Raw genomic sequence first — 22,078 nt, 5'->3', positions numbered from 1 at the left:
GAGAGTTTCGTGGCCGGAATTGACAGCGATATCGCCATCGTGGGCATTGGCCTCAGGGTTCCGGGGGCGTCGGACCCGGCCACGTTCTGGGACAATCTTCGCGAGGGACGCGAGAGCGTCCGCCAACTCACCGAGGACGAGCTCCTCAAGGCCGGCGTGCCGCGGGAGATCTTTCTACGCCCCAACTACGTAAGGGCTGCGGCGACCCTCGACCGCATGGAGGTGTTCGACGCCGAGTTCTTCGGGTTCTCGCCGAAAGAGGCGGCGATCATGGACCCGCAGCACCGCCAGTTCCTGGAGGTATGCTGGGAGGCCTTCGAGGATGCGGGTCATTCGCCGGAGGCTTTCGCGGGTTCGATCGGCATGTTCGCCGGCTGCGGTATGGGTAGCTACTTCGCCTTCAATCTGCTCTCCAACCCCGACCTCGTGCGCAACGTCGGCACGTTCCTGCTGCGCCACACCGGCAATGACAAGGATTTCTTGACCACGCGGGCGAGCTATCTGTTCAACCTGCGCGGCCCGTCCGTGAACGTCCAGACCGCGTGCTCGACCTCCCTGGTCGCCACGCATCTGGCCTGCCAGCATCTGCTGTCAGGCGAATGCGACATGGCTCTCGCCGGAGGCGTCACCATCGAAATCCCGCACGGGCGCGGCTATCACTACGAGCCCGGCGAGATCCTATCGCCGGACGGCCATTGCCGGGCCTTCGACCACAGGTCCGAGGGAACGGTTTTCGGATCCGGCGCCGCCGTGGTGGTGCTGCGGCGCCTTCAGGATGCGGTGGCGGACGGCGACCGGATCTATGCGGTCATCAAGGCGACCGCCGTCAACAATGACGGCTCCAGCAAGGTCGGCTACCTGGCACCATCCGTGGAAGGGCAGGCGGCCTGCATTTCGGAAGCCCTGGCGGTCGCCGATGTCGGACCGGAGAGCATCCGATACGTGGAATGCCACGGTACCGGCACCCGCATGGGCGATCCTATCGAGGTTGCCGCTCTAACCCAGGCTTTCGGCGGCGGCAAAGGCGGCGTGGGCTATTGCGGGATCGGAAGCGTCAAGACGAATATCGGCCACCTCGATACGGCCGCAGGCGTGGTCAGCCTGGCCAAGACGGCGCTCGCTCTTTACCACCGGGAGATCCCGCCGAGCATTAATTTCGAGAGGAGCAATCCCCTCATCGACTTCGCCACGAGCCCGTTTTACGTCCAGGACAAGCTTCAGCCCTGGGGATCTTCAGGTGAGCCCCGGCGAGCGGGCGTCAACTCGCTGGGCGTCGGGGGGACCAATGCCTTCGCGGTTCTTGAGGAGCATGTGCAGATTCCCGCACGGGCGGCTAAACCCCGCCAACGGCTTCTGACGCTTTCCACGCGTAGCAGACCCGCGCTTGATGAAGGATGCGCCAGGCTTGCAAACTATCTCCGCGAGCACCCCGAGCTGGATCTTGGGGATGTGGCATGGACGCTGCAAAAGGGGCGGCGCGCCTTCTCCGAGCGGCGAGTTCTCGCCGCGCGTGACAGGGACGAGGCGATCCGTCTCTTGGAGCAGAACGACAGCCGCAGGGTGTTCACGCATACCGCATCCGGCGGAAATCAGAGCATCGTCTTCATGTTTCCTGGCGGAGGATCGCAATACCCCCGCATGGCAGCCGATCTGTATTCGGTGGAGCCGGTTTTCGCGAAGCACATGGATGTCGGCCTGGATCTGTTAAAGTCGCGGCACGGGATCGACCTGCGACCACCGCTCCTGTGCGAGCCTCACAAGAGCGCGGAGGCGGGCAAAGCGCTTGAAGATCCTTCCCTGCAGCTTCCGGCCATCTTCATCGTGGAGTACGCCCTTGCCCAGCTCGTCATGAGCTGGGGCGTAAAACCTCAGGCTCTGCTAGGTCACAGCCTTGGAGAGAACACCGCAGCCTGTGTTGCCGGAACGATGACATTCGAGGACTGCCTGGGGTTGGTTGTCCTCCGAGGCCGCCTGATGGATCGTGTCTCGGGCGCCATGGTGAGCGTTCCTGTGCCGGCCGGTGAGTTGCAGCCTCATCTCGACGCGCTCGGGCTCGACCTTGCGGCTGTCAATGCTCCTGATCTGTGCGTAGCCTCCGGGGCCGCGTCCGGTATCGCGGCTCTCGAGGAGCGGCTCGCCGAGATCGGAGTCGAGGCTCAGCGTATCAAGATCAATATCGCGGCGCATAGCCGCCTTCTCGAGCCGGTGCTCAGCGAGTTCGAAACCTATCTGCGCTCCATCCGCTTGGCGGCGCCATCCATTCGCTGGGTTTCGAACCGCACTGGGACCTGGATCACCGATGCAGAGGCAACAGATCCTGCCTACTGGGTCCAGCACCTTCGCGGAAGCGTTCGCTTCGCGGATTGCATCGAGACCCTAGCCCAAGATCCGGGGCGCCTTTTCCTGGAAGTCGGCCCCGGAAAAGTGCTGTCGTCACTGACGAAAGCGCATCCGGCCGTGAAAGCCGGTCAGGCGATCATTCCCACCCTGCGTCACCCCGAGGAGCAGGTATCCGACGAGACGTTCCTGCTCACCGCTCTCGGCCGTCTCTGGGCATCGGGCGGGGTGCTCAACAGCGACCGATTGTTTGAGGGCGAGCAGCGACGACGGGTGGGGCTTCCCACCTATGCGTTCCAGGGCCAGCGTTACTTCTTCGAGCCCGGAGCGGCGCGCGAGCAGAGCAGGAAGTCGGAGGCTCTGTTTGTCGACAAGGAGCCGGACGAGTCCCGATGGTACTGGGCGCCTGTCTGGAAGATGCGCGAGGCGGACGACGCCGTGGAGGATCCTATCTCGTGGCTCGTCTTCATGGACGACCGAGGGATCGGCGATGCTCTTATCGAGCGCATGCGGCGGCACGGCGATCAGGTGGTGATCGTGCGGGCCGGGGACTCTTACCAGCGGATTTCTGACGACGAATACGTCATTGCGCCTGAGCATGGCCGCCTCGGATACGATGCCCTGGTGCGCGATCTGGTTCGAACCGGCCGGGCCCCCGACCGCGTTGCGCATCTGGCTCTGTTGTCCCGTCCGGAGAGCTTCCGGCCAGGCTCCAGCCTCTTCCATCGAAACCAGGAGCAGGGGTTCTACAGCCTCCTGTTCTTCGCTCAGGCTTGGGCGGTTGAAGGCTCCAAGCGCCCATTGCACATGGTGGTGGCCACAAGCGGAATGCAAAAGGTCCGCGATCGCGATGAGGTCTCACAACCCGAGCAGGCGACCGTCCTTGGGCCCGTGAAAGTGATTCCGCGCGAGTTCGTGGATGTGACGGTTTCCTGTGTCGATCTGGATACGGGGAACGTGATTCCCAGGTCTCGAGGCCTGCGCGGTGTGCTTGCCGCCACCCGGAGGAAACACGATACGCATGCAGATAAAGGGGAAATCTCTTCGGCTTTGGATCTGCTCGAGGCGGAGCTGCGTGCTCCGAGCGGTAACGGCATCGTGGCCCATCGTGGGTCCAACCGTTATGTCCAGGACTTGCGGCGGAAGGCCATTCCGGAAGGGGGTGAGATCCCCCTTCGCCAGCGCGGTACGGTCATCATCACCGGGGGCTTTGGGGGCATCGGCCTGACTGTCGCTAAGGAGCTCGCAACGAGCCGCGACGCGCGAATCGTGCTTATCTCTCGCACCAAGCTGCCAGAGCGGCTTCAGTGGCAGGAGACGACGTGCAAGCTCGGACCTGATCATCACTTGTCCCGTACCATCGCGCAGATTGAGCAGATCGAGGCTTTGGGGGCGGAGGTTCTCATTCTGCAGGCGGATGTCACAAACATCGAAAGCATGCGCTCTGCGGTGCAGGTCGTGCGGCAGCGCTACGGCTCGATCAATGGACTGGTTCATGCGGCCGGTGTCATCCGTGATGATCTGCTGGCCACGAAGTCCCAATCGGATATCGAGGAGGTCCTTGCGCCGAAGGTGTACGGCACCCTCGTCCTGGACGAAGTCCTCAAGGATGACGATCTCGATATGTTCGTTGTGTTCTCATCGACGAGCACCGTCACGGCTCCTGTCGGTCAGGTGGATTATGTAGCCGCAAATGCATTCCTGAATGCTTTCGCGGAGGCACGCTCTCGCCAAAAGCGCGGCAAGACCATCGCCATTGACTGGGGTGTTTGGAGCGAGGTCGGCATGGCGGCCCGCAGTGCGGCCAAGATGCTTCGGAACAGTCCCGATGCCGACGCGAAGCCCGCAAGTCATCCCTTCTTCGATCGGGTGACGACCGACGGCAAGGGGGTGACCACATTGGAGGCGAGGTGGACGGCTGCCGACCGCTGGTATCTGGCCGAGCATCGGACGGCCCAGGGTGACGCTCTTCTGCCGGGCTCAGGCTATCCTGAGCTCGCGGCTGCGGCTCTGCGTGAGATCGGTCTCTCCAGGCCCTTCGAGATCCAGGATCTGCTGTTCTTCCGGCCGCTCGCTGTCGACGAAGGCGGCAAGGATATCCGGGTCAAACTCACGCCCACGGTTGAAGGCTACTCGTTCGAAGTTGCCATCCGGGTCAATCTCGATCCTACGCTCAGCGCAGGCGCAGCAAGTCTAACGGGTTGGAGGCGAGTCGGGCAAGCCGAGCTGATCCTGCACGAGCAATCTCCGATCGCTCCCATCGATCTTGCTGCCATTGAACGTGAGTCGACCCGCCGCCTGCCGGTCATCACAAAGCAGCAGAACCACCTGCGGTTCGGACCGCGCTGGAGTGTAGTCGAGCGCGTGGCGGCCTCAGAAGGCAGGGCCATCGCCCATCTGAAGCTGGCGGATCGTTTCGCCGATGATCTTGAGGATTTCGGACTCCATCCAGCCATGATGGACCTCGCCACCGGCTTCGCCATGGATCTGATCACGGGATACACCGGCAATTCCTTGTGGGTGCCCGTGAGCTACCATTCCATCCGCGTGCTGGGGGCATTGCCCTCGGAAATCTGCTCGGTGATCTCCGTACGAGAAGGCAGCACCGAGGCTGCGGGTTTCGCGCAGTTCGATGTCACGATCACGGACCAGCTAGGCAACGTGTTCGTGAACGTCGAACGATTTACCATCAAGCGTCTCGATGCCGCTTTGGACATCAGCCATGAGCCGCTGACGGAGGCGGGGGACGTGGATCTCGACCACGATCCTTCCCTGGAGCGTGCGCTGTCCCAATCTGAGCTGACCTTCCAACAGAACCTGTCGCAAGGAATTGCGGCCGAGGAGGGCAGGCGTGCCTTCGTGCGTGCGATTGCGGGATATCAAGGGGCTCAGGTTTACGTCAGCTCGATGGACCTGGCCGCTCTCGTTGGTCAAGCCGATGCATCCTCCAGCCTCTCGCAGCCGTCCTCTGCTGCTTCTCCAGGCGCCTCGTTTGCCAGGCCCGAGCTTGACGCGAACTACGTCGAGCCTCGCGACGAGATCGAGGCGACCCTGGCCGAACTCTGGTGCGAGCTTCTTGGCGTCAGCAGGGTTGGGGCGCTGGACAACTTCTTCAATCTTGGAGGACACAGCCTGATAGCGGTCCGCTTGTTCGCGAAGGTCAAGCGCGTGTTCTCGATCGAGTTTCCGATTTCCGTGCTGTTCGAGGCTCCAACGATCGAGGCTTGCGCAAACCTGATCCGCGCTACAATGCCCAAAGATGATGAGCGCGATGACGGCGGCGCCACCACCGTCAGCAACCAGCCGCGCTATCGGCATCTTGTTGCCATGCATTCGGGAGAAGGCAGGTCGCGGCGTCCGTTTTTCCTGGTAGCAGGAATGTTCGGTAACGTTCTCAACCTGCGTCATCTCGCGCATCAGATTGGAGCGGACCGTCCGTTCTACGGACTTCAAGCGCGCGGGGTTTATGGCGATGATGAGCCCCATGAAACGTTCGAGGAAATGGCCCAGGACTATCTTAAGGAGATCCGCCTCGTTCAGCCCCGCGGCCCGTACAGTCTCGGCGGCTTCTCGGGCGGCGGCATAGCCGCGCTGGAAATCGCGCGGCAGCTCAAGCAGGAGGGCGAGGAGGTGGACCTTCTCGTCATGCTGGACACACCTTTGCCACGGTCGGAGCAGTTGACGCGAAAGGACAAGATCGTGATGCACATGCAGAGCCTGAGGCGATCTGGGCCGCGCCATCTGGTGGAGGCGGTCAAGGGACGCGCAGCCTGGCAGCGCCATCTGGCACAGGAGAAGAACGGCCCAGGCGTTCTCGAGCAGGGAGCGCTCCACTCCGCCGCCATTGGGGCAGCATTCCATCGTGCTCTGGCGCGATACGAGTTGAAGCCGTACGACGGCGCAATCACGCTCTTCCGCCCCAAACTGAAGCCTGCTCACGTCTTCGGTCCCGGTCGTCAGATCGACGTGCAGCGGCGGTTCATCTATGAGGATAATGGGTGGGATCGGTTCTGCAGGGCGGTCATTGTTTCCGAGGTCCCGGGTGATCACGACAGCATGGTGTTGGAGCCGAATGTGAGAGTTCTGGCTGCGAAGATGCAAACAGTCATCGATCATGCGGAACGGGCCAGCTCAGGGTCCTGGTTTGGCCCCAAGAATGGGGATCCTATCCGCTCCACAATCCTCGAGCCCATTGTGATCCCCCAGCTCCCGTGCCGTCATAGTGTGGAGGGTCAGGACACAGGGGATATCCAGCTGCTGTCTCTGCAGGCTGGGAAAGCGGCAGCCGACAACCGTAGAATCGAGTCGGAGCAGCAGGTATGACCGAGACGCAAGCTCAAACTGTGTCGTTCCGCTCCTTAAGTCGCGGAGAGGCCGGCAAGGCCATGCAGGTTGCTGTCGTCATCGTGAACTATCGAACTGCGGATCTCACGATCGATTGCCTCAAGTCGTTGGAAGCGTCTGGTGATATCCCAAGGGGATCGCAGGTTGTCGTGGTTGACGGCGGATCGAACGACAATTCGGTCTCGCTCATCGGGTCGGCGATAGCGCAGAACGGATGGGCAGACTGGGTCACTCTCCTGCCCCTGGACGTTAACGGAGGATTTGCCTACGCGAACAACCGAGGGATCGAGGCTGTCCTGTCACGGTTCGGAGAACCACGCTTCTTCTGGCTCTTGAATCCCGATACGATCGTGCGGCCGAATGCGCTATCGAACCTCCTCGGGTTCATGGAGGCGCGTCCGGAGATGGGCGTTGCCGGCAGTCGCCTCGAGGATCCGGATGAAACGCCTCAGCACTCGGCCTTCCGTTTCCATTCGGCGCTCGGAGAGTTGGAATCGACCCTGCGTCTGGGCATCGTCTCCACGCTACTAAAGCACTGGTGCGTGGCCCCTCCCATTCCGGATCGAGTCACCAGAACGGACTGGGTTTCGGGAGCCAGCATGCTGATCCGCTCCGAGGTGCTCGACGCAGTCGGGATGCTCGATGACTCTTATTTCATGTACTACGAGGAAACCGATCTCTGCCTTCGTTCCGCCCGGGCAGGATGGGAATGCTGGTATGTGCCGGAGAGCAGGGTCGTCCATCTTGTCGGTCGGTCATCCGGCGTTACCGTCAGGAATGCCCGGCCGAGACGGCGGCCCGGCTACTGGTTCGCGTCACGTCGCCACTACTTTGTGAAGAACCACGGCTGGGCTTATGCGATGCTGGCGGATCTAGCCTGGATAGGTGGGCAGAGCCTGTGGCGCATCCGGCAGGCCTTGCAGAAAAAGCCTGACAATGATCCTCCGAACCTCCTGGGGGATTTCATCAGGCAAGCGGCACCCATTCAGAAGGCCCGGATGGCAGGATCTTGAAAGCTCGCCAAGCTTGGTGGTGGGAGAGCTCTCTCATTGGTTTCGTAAGAGGTCTCGATGGTGAGTGGAACGAATTTCGATGCGCCGCTCGTCGGTGCCGTTGCGATCGGCAGGAACGAGGGACAACGACTCCGCCGCTGCTTGGAGTCGATTATCACGTCCGCAAGCCCAGTGGTGTATGTGGACTCTGGATCTACGGATGGGAGCGTCGCGTTGGCATCAAGCCTCGGTTGTGAGGTGGTGATTCTGGATCCGAACCGGCCCTTTACTGCCGCGGCAGCTCGCAATGCAGGACTCAAGCGCCTCTTGGAGATCAATCCTGCATGCGAGTTCGTTCAGTTTGTCGACGGAGACTGCGAGGTCGTCGATGGATGGATCGACTCCGCCGCCCGGTTCCTGTGGCGCAATGATCAGTATGCTGTCGCCTGTGGCCGCCGACGTGAGCGGCACCCACAGGCCTCATTGTACAACCGTCTTTGCGATCTCGAATGGAATACGCCTGTCGGCGAGGCCGATGCCTGTGGTGGAGACGCGATGATGCGGGTGCGCTCGATTTGCGCCGTCGGCGGATTTGACGGCTCTCTTATAGCAGGAGAAGAGCCGGAGCTGTGCTCCCGGATGCGCAAGGCCGGGTGGTGTATCATGCGATTGGATGCGGAGATGACGCTCCACGATGCGGCCATGGTGCATTTCAGCCAATGGTGGCGCCGCACCAATCGCGCTGGGTGGGCCTTCGTCAACGGCACCGTGATGGGCGCTCAAGCAAATCACCGCCGCTGGCTGCGTGAGGCAGTCCGCCCTTGGTTGTGGTGCGTGGCTGTTCCGGCAAGCTCGGCCGTACTTGTAAGTCAAATCGGGTTGTGGGGCCTGACACTCCTGTCGGTCTACCCACTTATCGTCATGCGGGCAGCAAGTACCGCGTCACGATGCGGAGGTGACACCCGCACCGCTCTAGCCTTCGGGCTTCTCTCGATTATCGGAAAATTCGCCGAGCTTCAGGGACAGCTTACATGGATGCGCTATCGGCTTCTCCAGAGGCCGCAGAGGCTCATCGAGTACAAGAGACCTGGATAGTCCTCCTGCCGATCCGGCATCACCCGAAATGAGGACCAATCGACCGAAAGAGTTATTGAGCCGGATTGGTCCCGGGCCGAGAATATTCTCTCAACCGCTGCGGCTCTTCATGATGATCGCCGACGTCCAAGAGGTACCGACCTCCTAACAAAAGGGTGAGGCAAAGGATGGAACAGGTCAACAGCAGAGGCTTGCAGTACTACCTGGGCTTATTGAAGAGAAAATTCCTGTTCTTGCTGATCCCGGCGCTGCTGGTCGCCGTCTCCGGAACGATGGTCGTGCTGTCTCTTAACAGGATCTATCGGGCCGAGGCGGCCATGATCGTGGAGCCGCAACGTATACCCACCAGCGGCGAGTCTTCCAATTCCGCAAATCCTGGCGAGGCCTTGCAGTTGGCCGAGCAACGGGCATTGACACGGGCAAATCTCGCCCGGCTCGCCGAGGATTTCGATTTATTCCCGGCTTTGCGTCGCACTAAATCCCAGGCCGAAATTGCCGACTTAATGCGAGAGCGTTTAAAGGTAGAGCGGATTTCAGTAGGGCCAGGCGCGCGTCCGATGAATAGCCCGACGTTCTTTTTCACTGTTGCCTTCGACTATGAGGATCCTGACGTCGCGGCTGGTGTCGTTGACAAAGTTGTGACAGCCCTCCTGGAGGCAGATGTTCAGACAAGAGTCGGAAAAGCCTCCGACGCCGTGCAGCTCCTAGGGCGCGAAGTCAAACGCCTGAGTAACGAAATCGAGGCCATCGAAGCGCAAGTATCCGATTTTACCCGGAAGAACATCGGTGTCTTGCCCGGGCGTCTGGATTTCCAACTAACTCAGATAGAAGCCAAAAGAACCGAGCTGAGCGAGAACGATGCCTCTATACGGGCGCTCGACGAGGAGAGGCGCTTGCTCGACTTCGAGCTTCGCCTGAAGGCTTCTGCCTGGGGGGCTGCAGGTGAAAACCAAGGGGCGGGCGGCAGGTTGCAAACCTTGAGAGAGGAACTCGCCGGGAAAGCATCCCTGTATTCGGATACACATCCGGAGATCAGAACCCTGAAGCAGCAGATTGCGCTGCTGGAGGAGCAGATTCAAGCGGCTCTGTCGGAGATCAACGCAGGAGGACAGGTCGACCCGTCGAGCTTGCCACCCGATCTGCGGCTGGTCGCCGAGAGAATTAAGATGCTCGATACACGACGGTCGTTCCTATCTCAGCGCCGTGAAGAAATATCGAGAACGATAAACACATTGGAGCGCGGCATCACCCAGGCTCCAGAGGTCGAGGCAGTTCTGAGAACGCTGCAGGGCCAGAGAGAGGCTGTCCGGAGGAGTCTTGACGAACTCACCGCCCGCTTAGCCGCGGCCGAGCTCATGGAGCGGCTGGAGAAGGATGAGCGTGCTAAGCCGATCAGGTTGATCGAGCCGCCGGTTGTTCCGGACTTTCCCGTCAAGCCGAACCTCATGAAGTACATGATTCTTGTGCTAGGCGTCGCAGGTGCCTCTGGTCTAGGAACCCTTCTGGCCATTGACCTGCTCGACCGCACGATCCGCAACTCGGCGGAGATCCGGGCCATAGCAGGCGAGATCCCGATCGCCTGCATTCCATATATCACCACACATCAAGAGCGACGTAAGCGCAAAGCGAATGTCGTCTTCGGCGTCGCATCCGTATGCGCTCTCACATTAACCGGTCTCGTTGGGGTGCACATGTATATCCTGCCGGCCGAGCAGGCTTTGGAGCGACTGGAGGCGATTTATCGATAGTCCCTTGGCCGTAAGCGAACTGACATCGAGTGCTCACTCACATTTAGGTTAGACATATGACGCAGCGTAAAGAGGCTATCCATTGGACAGGGCCAGATAGTGCTGGTGAGGCTGGGCAAGGAGTCAGGCAGCTACTGTTGACGAGCGCATCCACGCAAACGAGCCGGCGGCAGGATCAGCCGATCGGAGTTCTCGGAGCTGCCCCCTTTGTCCCTCTCAATCGCACGCACTTAGAGAAAAACCGGATCATATCGTTCGACGGCGCGGATGAGCGCTCGCTGCATTTCCGCGTGATGAGAAACCAGATCGTACGCGATATGGATGAGGAGAGCTGGCAAGTCTTGGCGGTAACTTCCCCCACATCCGAATGCGGCGTGACTGTTACTGCCGCCAACCTGGCGCTCAGTGCCGCGGGACAGAGCGATCGGAATGTGCTGCTAGTCGGCCTGAATGCTGACGATTCTGGTCCTGCCACCTGCTTAGGAGTTCATACCTCTGCCAGTTTGAATGATTACCTGGAGGGAAGGGCGTGCCTCGGTGACGTGAGCGTCAGAGCGGATATCGCTGGTCGGAATCTCGTCGTGATCCCCAGCTTGATCCAAGCTGATGGACCGCTGGACCCTACGAAAGCAGCTCAGATCACGAACCTGATTGGGCTGTTGCGACTTGAGCCGGGGAACCCGCTCATCATCCTCGACATGCCGCCGCTCCTGTCTTCCTCGGATGTAATGTCTCTCATACCGGCGATTGATTGCGCCTTGCTGGTTCTGGCGGTCGGCCGCTCGACCGCATCGGAGCTGGAGCGCTGCAAGGAATGCCTCGAGGCAACAAACATTCTTCGGATCGTTCTCAATAAGGATCGGGAGGCGACCGGTTCGCCATGAAGGACGACTGGTGATGCGATGCCGGACGATGGACCTGCGCCAGATATGCCTGTGCAGCGCAGCGCGCTGAGCGAAAGATACACGAAAAGATCAAGTAGCCTGCAGCGTTATTGCTGCGATGTCGAATTTGCGTGAGGCACGCATCCGATCAATGGTCGCAGCATGCAAGTGCTATCACAGGTCAGCTATTTCTCACTGCAGTGAAAGGAGAAATGATGATGAGAACTGCAGCTCAGGTAAATAAGGAAATACCTCGGATTGGCTGCGGCTGACGGAGACAGATTGATATAAACTGGGTGCCAGAATAGAAGCGGGGTTTGACATGTCCTTTGAGCTAATCAACGTTATAGATCGGGATGATCTAAGAAAGAAGTTCCTCGGCGGAGTACCTGTACCGTGGTTCAAGATAGACAATTTCCTGCGCCAGGATTTTGCCGAGCAATGTGCCGCGGCTTTCCCGACCTTTGACAAAGTTAAAAGCCTTGGCGTGACACATACGAACCTTAACGAGAAAGGTAAGTTTCAAATCACGGATTCTGAGCTGTTTCCAAAGCCTCTTAAAGATTTGGAAGAGGTTCTCAACGGTCGTGAATTTCTGGAACTTCTAGAATATGTAACCGATATCCCTCGTCTCTTGCCTGACAGGGAACTGGCGGGTGGCGGATTACATGCCACCGGCGCCCGGGGACACTTAGATGTCCATCTGGACTTTAATGCAATTCCCGAGCGGCAACTATACCGCCGTCTCAACATTCTAATCTATCTCAATCCGGAATGGAAAGAGCAGTGGGGCGGCGAGTTTGAGCTTTGGGATGAGGACGTAAAGGTCTGCCACCAAAAATTCCTGCCAACCTTCAATCGATGCGTTGTGTTTGAGACTAATGAGGTGAGTTTCCATGGCGTCAGAGCCGTGAAGTGCCCCGATGGTCAGGCGCGAAAGTCCTTTGCCGCGTACTATTACACAAAGGAGGCTCCTGCGCACTATCCTGGCTACGCCCACAGCACGATCTTCAAGGCTCGGCCTGACGAGAAGGTTAAGGGTATTATGATGCCCGTCGATCAAAGTCTCAGTACGGCCAGACGCCTGTTCCAACGCGGCACCTCCAAGCTGAAACGGTTGCTGGTAACAAGCCCAGAATGATAATGCCCGGCTTTCACGGGAGCGCCGGATCGAGCGCTCCCGGGAGCATTGTGAATGCCAAGTAAGCCACTCACGAAACAGAAGGCGCTTCGTGGGGAGACGCGGGCTCTTGTTAGATCACGAACCACTCTCCGAACGCAGCGCGCCCTGCTCAGAACATACCCTGGATGGTCTAGAGAGCATCTGCGGCTCTCAACTCCTTACCCTGGAAAGTGTGCCCGTAAGCACTTAAGATAAGGCTTTTGAATGAGGTACCGTCCTCTGGGTCAAACTGGCATTTCGGTCTCCGAAATTGGGATTGGCGCATGGCAGTTGAGTGGTCCTCTCACTCTAGACGGCCAAGTTGGCGGCTATCCGGATCTCGGAGCCAAATACGTCGTAGATCTGATCCGTCGCATCGGAGACTTAGGCGTCAACTTCATCGATACAGCCGAGCAGTACGGAAATGGTGAGTCTGAGCGTCGGATCGGGCAGGCTCTGGCGGGGCGACGCAAAGACTGGATCATTAGTACAAAGTTCGGCACGTTCTCCGGGGCAGGCGGCGAGCGAGTCGATGACGCCTCCGTCAAGCGGCTACCCATCAGTCTCGAAGGATCACTCCGCCGACTCGGTACAGATTATATCGACATCTACCTTTGTCATATCTCACCGGAAACGACCGAGCTGAGTGCTATCGCACGTTTTATTGAAGACGCTAAACGAAGGGGTCAGATCCGCATTTTTGGTATCTCAACAAACGATCTTCAACAAATCCGTTTGCTCCAAAGCCACGGCTTGTGTGATGTCGTGCAGTTTGCCCAGAATATGATTGATCCCGCTACAGAAATTGCCACCCTCATTCATGAGGCTAGAATTGGGGGAGTCGTTCGAGGCGCATTCCATGGTGGGAGGTTGAGTGGAAAGTACTTCCATGCACCTCCTCACTTTAGACCTGATGACATCCGATCACTGTGGTTCGATTCTAAAACCGTTGGGCAGACATTCGCACGCTATCGCGCTTTCGAGCGACTAGCATGCCCAGGGCGGTCGCTGCCGCAGATCGCTGTGCGCTTCTTATTGGATCGGCCAGGAACAAACACGGTTATTATCGGCGCGAAGAGCATAGAGGAATACACGGAGGCCGCTCGCGCAGTGGACCTACCAACCCTCAAGCCCAGTGACCTCCGTGAAATAGACCATCTTCGAAGGAAAGTGACTGGCCGGCGCTGGCTCTCGTCTCTGAAGCGTCTTCTCAAGAGCTAGGCGCAGGAGAGACAATCGCCTTACCCACTTTGCTCTCGTGCCGGAAGCGTGCTTGAAGGACATTACGAGGCGCCGAAGCTCCCATAAGGTGTTTGAAAAATGAAAGATTCCTTGCAGCGAGCTCAGGGGACATACGCGCCGGAGGACGGTCATCCGGGTGTCATGAGCCGACGTCGGTTTCTCTATGGATCCTGTCTGACTGCAGTGGCTGTTGCTGTCGACGGTTTCAGGGGAGGCTCCAATGCCTCCGCTGGCACGAACCTTGCCGCGGGTCCGAAAGGGAAGATCAAGTCAGGCATTGTTGTCAATGGCGTGGTCGCCAATGAGTATCCATTCAAGAACTTCATCAAGGGTGGCCTAATTTACTCGGAGGGCGGAAGAATTCCTATTCCGGCCTTCGTCGATGGAAACGGCTACCCGGTTTCGCCGCCCCCTGGTGCCGGTGGACAGTACGGCATTCACGTTTATCTGCCGCCCTCGTACACCGGGCGGTGGGTTCTCAAGTGGAGAGGTACTGGGCGCATAAGAATCCTCCCAGCAAATTACCCAAGTGAGACAACTGACCGCCGCATCAAAGTACATAGCGGTTCTCACTTCGTCATTACTGGCACATCTTCGGAGATGACGGCCAGCGGCACTGATGTTCGCGTCGAGTTTACCCTCAACGGGAGGGCTCCTGAGGCTTTTGTATGGTTTCCGTCGGACGGAACGTACGCTGAGATGGCCGATCTTGTCCTATGTCGATCTGCCGACGAAGCTGCAATCGACGCCGGAGAATGGTTCACCTCGGAGTACATTGCGAAGATCCGCGACCTCAACCCGCGTGCTCTCCGCACGGTCGACTGGGGCAGCACAAACGGCAATCTTCTAACCCACCACTCCTTGCGCGCGCCATTGAGTGCAATGACTGTGGCAGCTGAGGGCTGGCTCCCTGCAAAGTGGATTGGGGATATATCGGGAACGAACTCATATTCGGGCGGGTCGTACCAGGGTGATTTCCCTCAATCATGGGCGGGTGGCGAGACGTTCCACGGCAGGTTTGTGAATACGAACACATCCCAAACGGTGACTATCGATGTCGGCAGGCGTGGGGCAAAGTCCATCGTAACGCCATACAACACCCCTCCAGAGATCGGTGCCATCGCTGCCGGTACCATAGCGACCTTTGTCTATGATGAAATCCTTGATCGGGTGATCTGGCAGTCGAACGGTCTGACCAGAGGCGTCCCCCTGGAGTTACATGTTAGACTATCCAATGAACTGCAATTGGATCTCTGGTATTGCTTGCCCGGAATGATCGATGATACCTCGGTTGTCGAGATGACGAGATACATCCGCGACACCCTTGATCCGGGCCTTACCCTTTATCTGGAATATTCTAACGAGATATGGAATTTCGCCTATGGCTTTCCCCAGACATCATGGGCGAACGCTAGAGGAAATCGACTCGGTATCGGGGGCTGGAATAACTACTATGCTCTGCGCTATCGTGAGATTATGGGGCTCGTCACCGACACATGGACGCCCCGCTCGACGGCGAGCCTGCGTAGAGTCAATGCTGTGCATATCGCCGGTTGGGTGGACGGCTTCGATAGAGAGCGTTTTCGTGGTGAGGGTGTGAGGGCCCGTGGCTACGATGCAGTGTCCAACCGACCCATCGATTACACTGATGTGATATCCTACGCCACATACTACGCCGGCGCACAGTGCAGCCCCGAATGGACTTACGAGAACGACTTGAGAGGCCTTCTGACAGCGGCTGATCAATTTGCGTCAAAAAAACCTGCATTGATGGAATCGGCTCTCGATTGGATCGACAATGATATAAGAGCAGGTCGGCGCAACGGTGCGGCCGGCGGGGAGACCCTTGAGACACTTAGAGCGCAGTACGACGCGTGGCTCCCTGTCGCGACTGCACATGGCAAGCCCATTATATGCTATGAGGGCGGTCTGGAGATCATGCCGCCCACGGAAGCGCGCCTGGTGGAACTTGGGCACAGCAGTTCTTACCGTCAGAAGATTGCCAACCTGATCTCAGCCTACAAGCGCGACTCTCGTTGTCATAAACTTGCCAGTGATCAGTTTGAGCAGATGCGAGCGCGTTCCAACAACGGCGGCCCTGCATGGTATCTGATGGGGCGAACAAGCCCATGGAGCCTGCTGGAGGGTGATTTATTTAGTCCGGGCTGGATGACTTACCACGCCGCGAAGAATTTCAACGCGATGCAGAGGGGGGGCGAATGACTGCAGTTCGTTCCCGCAAAGTCCCCGGCGTATGCAGGCGAGTAGTACGATCCGAAGAGGATGGAAGAAAGAAGAGACGTTGGGGCTGTTGCCGGAGGTCAGGGCGTGCAGGGTAACTTACTTGCCTATCTTGTGCTGTTTACTTGGCCGCTGATTATCTTTGCGGTCTATTCCAGACGCGCGCGCTCACACAGTGTCGCGCGTACAACGGCATGGTTGATGATGCTGTCCGTCATGTTTTTGCCGTCGTCCCTAGCATATGACCCGCCACTCCTGCCAGCTCTCGATAAGCATAGGGTTTCTTTCCTAGCCATTGCTCTTGCCGTGATCACATTCCATCGAGGTGATCTATTGAAGGCTGCGCCAAAGCACATGTTGCCCCGGATCATATTTCTGGTGCTACTTGTTGGAGTAGTCAGAACAGTGCAGACGAATGGAGATCCTCTCTTACTCAGCCGTATCTCCCTGCCAGGGTTGACCAGCCATGACATTCTATCAAGCGCTATCGCGCTTGCTCTCGATGTATACTTGCCGTTTGCAATTGGTCAGCGGGTATTTCGTACGGAGCAGGACCTCTATGATCTATTTGAGGTCATGAGCACGTGCATGTTGATTTATGCCCCATTGATGTTGCTCGAAGTCCGCTTGAGTCCTCAGCTTCATAGATGGGTTTACGGATTTCACCCGCACGACTTTATACAAGCCATGAGAGAGGATGGTTACCGCCCGGTGGTCTTCATGAACCACGGTTTGAGCGTCGCGATGTGGGTCTTCAGCGGTTTGTGCGCCACACTTGCTCTACAGAAAGCGGGACGGACACTCAGAATTACAGTCAAACAGCGTCTGATGGCGGGCGTTGTATTGATGGTTCTCACGAAGAGTTGGGCGCCCACAATTTACGCCGTGATCGCGTCGTTCCTCATTTGGCTCATGAAGCCAAAGGCTGTCGTGCGGGTCGTGGCCTTGGTCAGTATTGTCGTCCTTGCCTATCCTGTGGCTCGATTTGAGAATCTTATCCCTGCTGAGAGGGTCGTCGAGTTTGTGCGCCAGTATAATCCAGATCGGGCGCAGTCACTCGAGTTCAGGTTCGACAACGAGAGTATCCTGCTCGCCCGCGCGATGGAACGGCCGCTGCACGGCTGGGGTACCTTTGGGCGGAACTTAATTTACTCAGAGTCGGACGGAAGGATCATTTCCGTAACAGATGGCTACTGGATCATTATGATCGGTGCCTGGGGCTACCTTGGATTCTTCTGTTTCTTCGCGTTGATGGTACTGCCGCTCTGGCGCTTTGCATGGCATTGCAGGCGGATGTCCAGATCTGAGCAAGCTGCTGCCAGTTGTCTCGCCCTCATCCTCGCGCTCTTCACGTTCGATCTCCTGCCTAATTCCCGGTCTGATTACCTTTCAGTCGTCTATGCTGGAATCTTATGGACAGTGAGTGAGCGCTTCAGCCGGAGGGCTCGGCTGAGCCGGGCAGATCGCATCGATCAGAAGATGGCTTACATAGATCGAAAGCGGCCGATGGCTCGATTGGCGCGGTCTCAAAGTAGATCGGCGGTGAATAGTTGATCAAGTAGAGCCGACGTATGCTCGCATCAGTTGGGGCAAGGAGGATCCCCATGCCTCACACGGAGTTTCCCAACTAGTTCCATGATGAGCTATACACGTCTCCTGAAATGAATCGCAGTCAGCGTGGAAAGGTGCGGAGCTGGACGCTGGCATTTCGATCATCTTGGTCGAAAGCCGCCAGACCTCTCACTCCTAGAACGAGCTGAATCCGGCTCATCTTGTCGCGTTAGCCCGGCACGGGGCGCAGGTATCGAGAGACCGCCTGCAGGATCATGACTATCTCATGGCGCCGGCCTTGAAGTCACGTAAGACCGACGGTTCAACTGCTCGGCTAGATAATCTAGGAATGTAGACCATCTCCGCAGTGGAGGTGCTTATGCAGCCGGCATGCTCAAGAGGTAACTCCCCGAATGTGAGGAATACCCTATCTGGTCAGGTAGGACGTGAGAATATTCCTGCGGTACCCTTGGGAGGCTGTGCTATAGCTTCGATAAGCAATCAAATGCGGGGTGTGAGACATGAGTGTGACTGCCGGCAGAGCGCAGCTTATAGCGAATGTTCGCCAGCGCCTGTTCAGCAGCTCAGGCATAGTCTTCATGACGACAGTAGTGACGCTGTTGATCCGTTTGGTGGGATCCATGATCCTTACACGACTGCTGAGCCCAGACGTGTATGGAACGGCTACGATCATCATTTCTCTTATGATGATAATGGCGATGCTGACCGACTTGGGTTTCCACGCTTTTTTGCTTCGGCATCCCGCGGGTGATGACCCCCATTTTTTGGACATCATTTGGACGATTCATGCACTGCGAGGTCTCGCCCTAACCATAGTCGCAGTTTCAGCGGCTCCAACCCTGGCTCATCTGCTACAGAAGCCAGAGATCGCTATGCCGCTCGCCGTGGCGTCTGTCTCGTTTTTGCTGAATGGTCTTGTTTCGCTTGGCCCGATTGTAATCCTGCGATCAGGAGGTGTAGCGAAGCTGTGCTTTATTGATATAGCTCTTCTTCTGTTCCAGACGATCGTCGGGGTTCTCGCCGCGCTGATATTCCGCAGTGCTTGGGCAGTGATAGGCGGATATCTTGCGCAGGCGGCTTTGAACCTCCTGCTGAGCTACATCTTGTTCCCCTTCGCTCGCCACAGACTGGCGTTCAGCAAATCAGTTACCGAAGAATTTTGGAGGTTCTCCAAAATCATCATGGTTTCCAGCATATTGAGCCTGGTTATCGGACAGGCCGATAAGGTAATTCTTGCACGCGTTCTAACGCTAGAAGAATTCGGCCTTTACGCCATTGCGCTCAATTTGGCGTCCGTGATGAGTAATTTCGCCAGTATTTATGTTACTCGAGTCTTGTATCCGATGTATGCGAAATTATGGCAGCAGGGAGAAGAAGTTCTTGCTCATAACTACTATATAGTGAAGCGTCAAGTATCAATGGCTTTCGCTTTCCTAGCGGGTGCAGTTGTAACATCTGCGGCGATCCCAATTTATATATTGTATGACAATCGATATGTTGGGGCTGCTTTTTATTTATCCATACTGGCATTCGGTAGTATATTAGCCTTGAATACCAAGTCGGCGGCTGAATATATGACTGCTAGTGGCCGTATAACCGGAACTATGAATAGTAATATCGCACGCATTGTATGGTTATGCTTTTCTCTTCCTGTATTTTATCACTTGCTTGGACCTACGGGTGTTGTAGTGGCATTCAGTTTGATTGAAATCCCAGCTTTGATATACTTTCTGCGGAAGCTGGGTCAATTTGGGGTTCTGGATCTGCGCGAGGAAGGGTGGCAAGGGCTTGCTGCTTTTGCTGGACTGGCAGCTGGCCACTTCGCCAAGGTGCCTGCCTTGGCCGTCTTCAATTGGTATCACGGGATTTAGCAAGGGCACATGTGATGGATGTCAGCGCTTCAAACTACACCGATCACTATCCGATACGCCAAATGACCCGCTCGGTAGCCCTATACAGCCCCGGTTGGCCATCAGGACATGTACCTAATGGGATCGTCACTTACGTAGGTAGCGTCGCTCCTGCTTTGAACGCCTTAGGTGTGCAAACGCGCGTCATCGCGGGTTTTGTTGCTGCCGAAGAATCTCCCCCCGCAGTAAATCTTGGCTTGGAGCGAATGCCGCGCACCCGGAAAATGCTCCTGCGTGCGCTCCGCCAATATTCTTCGGCGTCTCCAGACGGCCCATCACTAGGTTGGTCGATCGCCCAAGGGCTTGAGGGCAAGCGATACGACCTCCTCGAGATGGAGGAGACCTTTGGTGCAGCGTGGTACACCCAACAGCTCGTCTCAGTTCCAGTAGTTGTGCGATTGCACGGTCCTTGGTTCTTGAACGCGACAGCGCTGGGATTGCCGCACGATGAAGCCTTTCACCGCCGTGATCTTGCGGAGCGCCGCTGCATCGCTGATGCAGTCGGTTTGACAGCGCCGTCGCAAGATGTGCTGAACCAGGTTCGAGAACGCTACGATCTGGAGCTCCCTCATGCGGTGGTCATTCCCAACCCCGCCCCTCTTATTCCAGAAGAGAAGCAATGGTCATTGGAAGGCAGTGATAGAAAGAGCATTCTTTTCGTGGGGCGCTTCGACAGGCACAAAGGAGGGGACCTGATCATTGAAGCTTTTCGGCAGATCGCGAATGTCAGACCAGACGCACAACTAATCTTTGTCGGTCCCGATCGCGGGCTTCGTGACGATGCAGCCAAGGACTACGATTTGCCGAGTTTCTTGGAAAGCAGGTTGCCGCTAGAGATGAGGGGGCGGGTGCATGTTATGGGGCCCTTGCCCAGCGACCAAATTGAGATGCTTCGACGGAAGGCTTACTTAACGGTCGTCGCATCGCGCTACGAGAATTTTCCTCTCGCGCTGGTCGAGGCTCTATCCTTTGGTTGTCCTACGGTGGCTGCAAACACTGGGGGCATTCCGGAAATTCTGCTGGCGGGTCGAACAGGCTTGTTATTCAGGGCAGGTGACGCGGCCGAGCTTGCAGAAAATGTCGCGACCTTATTCGCCAATCCTGATCTGGCGGTCACCCTCGGGCGGCAGGCCAGCGCCGATATGGCCAAGCGCCTTTCGCCAGCAGCCGTGGCGAGATCAACTTTGGACTACTATCAAACCTTGTGGGATGCTCCTCTTCTCCATCGATCCTCCGCCTGGCGCAAATTGTATAAGGCCACGAGATTTATCTAAATGTCTCTTGTGCTCTGGTCACATTGGGGAGCCGGCGAGGGTTACGATCATGGGCGGACGATCCGCCTCTGAATAGGCCGATTGCGAGCAGGGTAGAGTATCACCATTGCCCTATTGGCAGATCTCGAATTCTCAATTGCCGCCGTAGCCAGCCACGCGGCTCCAAGCGGTTCAGCTCGTCGTCTTAAGTCTCGTGATCGATTGAGGAGAAATGGTATCATACTCATTTTCTCAAGCTGATGTCCGCACGAGCACTGATACTTTCGGATTTGATGCACGTTTGAGTAGGTCGAATTGTGGAGTCGGAGATCAGTCTATGTCTGTCAGAGTAGGATTGCACGCGCTGGGCATCGTGCTTGTTTCGATACTGCCTCTCCGCGCAAACGATAGCGCCCCACCGCAGGGTGTCGTTCTAGTCGGCCATTCATTGGTCAATCACGACATGCCCCAGATCCTTCGCAAGCTTGGTCCGAGAGGCAGCACCACTCAGGAGCAAGTCATAAATGGTGCGACAATGTGGGCGAATTGGGATCACGCCGAGAAAGCCGAGGGCATAAACGCCCGAACGGTTCTTGCTAGAGGAGATACGGACGTTCTGATCGTCACGGAAGCTATTCCACTTCAGAATCACATCAAATGGAGCGATAGCTACGGCTACGCTCTCAAGTGGCGCAATGCCGCGATCGACGCCAACTCGAAAACCCGAGTTTATCTCTATGAGACGTGGCACAGTCTGGAGGCGAAAGCGGCGGACGGTAGCAAAAAGAGTGGAAGCCTTAGTGACCTGACAGACTGGCGCATTCAGCTGGATAAGGATCTGCCGAAATGGGAAGAAATAGCTCGCCGAGGCCAAATGACGGGCCTTGTTCCGGCAGGGCAGGCGCTCGGCGCGATGTACGATGCGGTTCAGACGGGAAATGCGGCAGGATTGACCAGCATCACGCAGCTATTCTCAGATGATATTCATCTGAACAGCTTGGGCAATTATTTCGTTGCCTGTGTTCAGTACTCCGTCATCTATAGGGTATCTCCTGTTGGATTGCAGCGTCAGCTGGTGAACCAGTGGGGTGTTGCCTATAAGCCTCCCTCTGAGGCCTTGGCCATGCGGATGCAGCAGATCGCATGGGAGGTTGTATCACGGTACAGGTTCTCCAACTGAGGTGTTCTGATGATAAACCACGCTGACATTTCATGGCGGCGTGACCTGATCCCTGGAAACTGGACCAGCCAAAGTGGGAATTTTCCCGTAATGTCTCCCGGCTGGGAGAAGGGGAAAG

12 protein-coding genes are annotated in these 22,078 nt (G+C 57.3%); all 12 read left to right on the top strand.

Annotated features, from left to right (window positions below):
• The first annotated feature begins 9 nt into the window (after positions 1–9).
• The 12 genes from IC232_RS26295 (at position 10) to IC232_RS26240 (ending at position 21,960) form a co-directional block, all read left to right on the top strand.
• Positions 10–6,660 carry a type I polyketide synthase gene (locus IC232_RS26295; protein WP_190847917.1) on the top strand — a complete coding sequence of 2,217 codons (6,651 nt, stop codon included), beginning with the start codon at positions 10–12 and terminating at the stop codon, positions 6,658–6,660.
• A complete protein-coding gene (locus tag IC232_RS26290; RefSeq protein WP_246812420.1) occupies positions 6,657–7,694 on the top strand; it encodes a glycosyltransferase family 2 protein in 1,038 nt (345 codons plus the stop codon). Before IC232_RS26295 ends, IC232_RS26290 begins: the two co-directional genes overlap by 4 nt.
• 57 nt (positions 7,695–7,751) lie before the next feature.
• A complete protein-coding gene (locus IC232_RS26285) occupies positions 7,752–8,768 on the top strand; it encodes a glycosyltransferase family 2 protein (RefSeq protein WP_190847916.1) in 1,017 nt (338 codons plus the stop codon).
• Positions 8,769–8,935: 167 nt separating this feature from the next.
• Positions 8,936–10,516 carry a GumC family protein gene (locus tag IC232_RS26280; RefSeq protein ID WP_190847915.1) on the top strand — a complete coding sequence of 527 codons (1,581 nt, stop codon included), beginning with the start codon at positions 8,936–8,938 and terminating at the stop codon, positions 10,514–10,516.
• A gap of 137 nt (positions 10,517–10,653) precedes the next feature.
• Entirely contained in the window at positions 10,654–11,400 is a 747-nt protein-coding gene (locus IC232_RS26275; protein ID WP_190847914.1) for a protein tyrosine kinase, read from the top strand.
• Positions 11,401–11,722: 322 nt separating this feature from the next.
• On the top strand, positions 11,723–12,541 hold the full coding sequence (locus IC232_RS26270) for a 2OG-Fe(II) oxygenase (protein WP_190847913.1): 819 nt from the start codon (positions 11,723–11,725) through the stop codon (positions 12,539–12,541).
• 246 nt (positions 12,542–12,787) lie between these two features.
• Positions 12,788–13,783, top strand: a complete 996-nt coding sequence (locus tag IC232_RS26265; RefSeq protein ID WP_190847912.1) for an aldo/keto reductase — start codon at positions 12,788–12,790, stop codon at positions 13,781–13,783.
• A gap of 99 nt (positions 13,784–13,882) precedes the next feature.
• The gene (locus IC232_RS26260; RefSeq protein WP_190847911.1) at positions 13,883–16,027 is read left to right on the top strand and encodes a hypothetical protein; all 2,145 of its coding nucleotides are present in this window, start codon (positions 13,883–13,885) and stop codon (positions 16,025–16,027) included.
• Positions 16,028–16,087: 60 nt separating this feature from the next.
• Positions 16,088–17,599, top strand: coding sequence for a hypothetical protein (locus IC232_RS26255; protein ID WP_190847910.1), 1,512 nt, complete (start codon positions 16,088–16,090; stop codon positions 17,597–17,599).
• Between the two features lie 518 nt (positions 17,600–18,117).
• Positions 18,118–19,488, top strand: a complete 1,371-nt coding sequence (locus IC232_RS26250; RefSeq protein WP_190847909.1) for an oligosaccharide flippase family protein — start codon at positions 18,118–18,120, stop codon at positions 19,486–19,488.
• 14 nt (positions 19,489–19,502) lie between these two features.
• Complete coding sequence (locus tag IC232_RS26245; RefSeq protein WP_190847908.1) at positions 19,503–20,801, top strand: glycosyltransferase family 4 protein; 1,299 nt, start codon at positions 19,503–19,505, stop codon at positions 20,799–20,801.
• Between the two features lie 316 nt (positions 20,802–21,117).
• Positions 21,118–21,960 carry a hypothetical protein gene (locus IC232_RS26240; RefSeq protein ID WP_190847907.1) on the top strand — a complete coding sequence of 281 codons (843 nt, stop codon included), beginning with the start codon at positions 21,118–21,120 and terminating at the stop codon, positions 21,958–21,960.
• The last annotated feature ends 118 nt before the right edge of the window (positions 21,961–22,078 follow it).

The sequence above is a fragment of the Microvirga sp. genome (assembly GCF_014699075.1).
Classification (GTDB): domain Bacteria; phylum Pseudomonadota; class Alphaproteobacteria; order Rhizobiales; family Beijerinckiaceae; genus Microvirga.
Note: the sequence above shows the minus strand (reverse complement) of the source record. Positions and strands in the feature narration are given on the sequence as shown.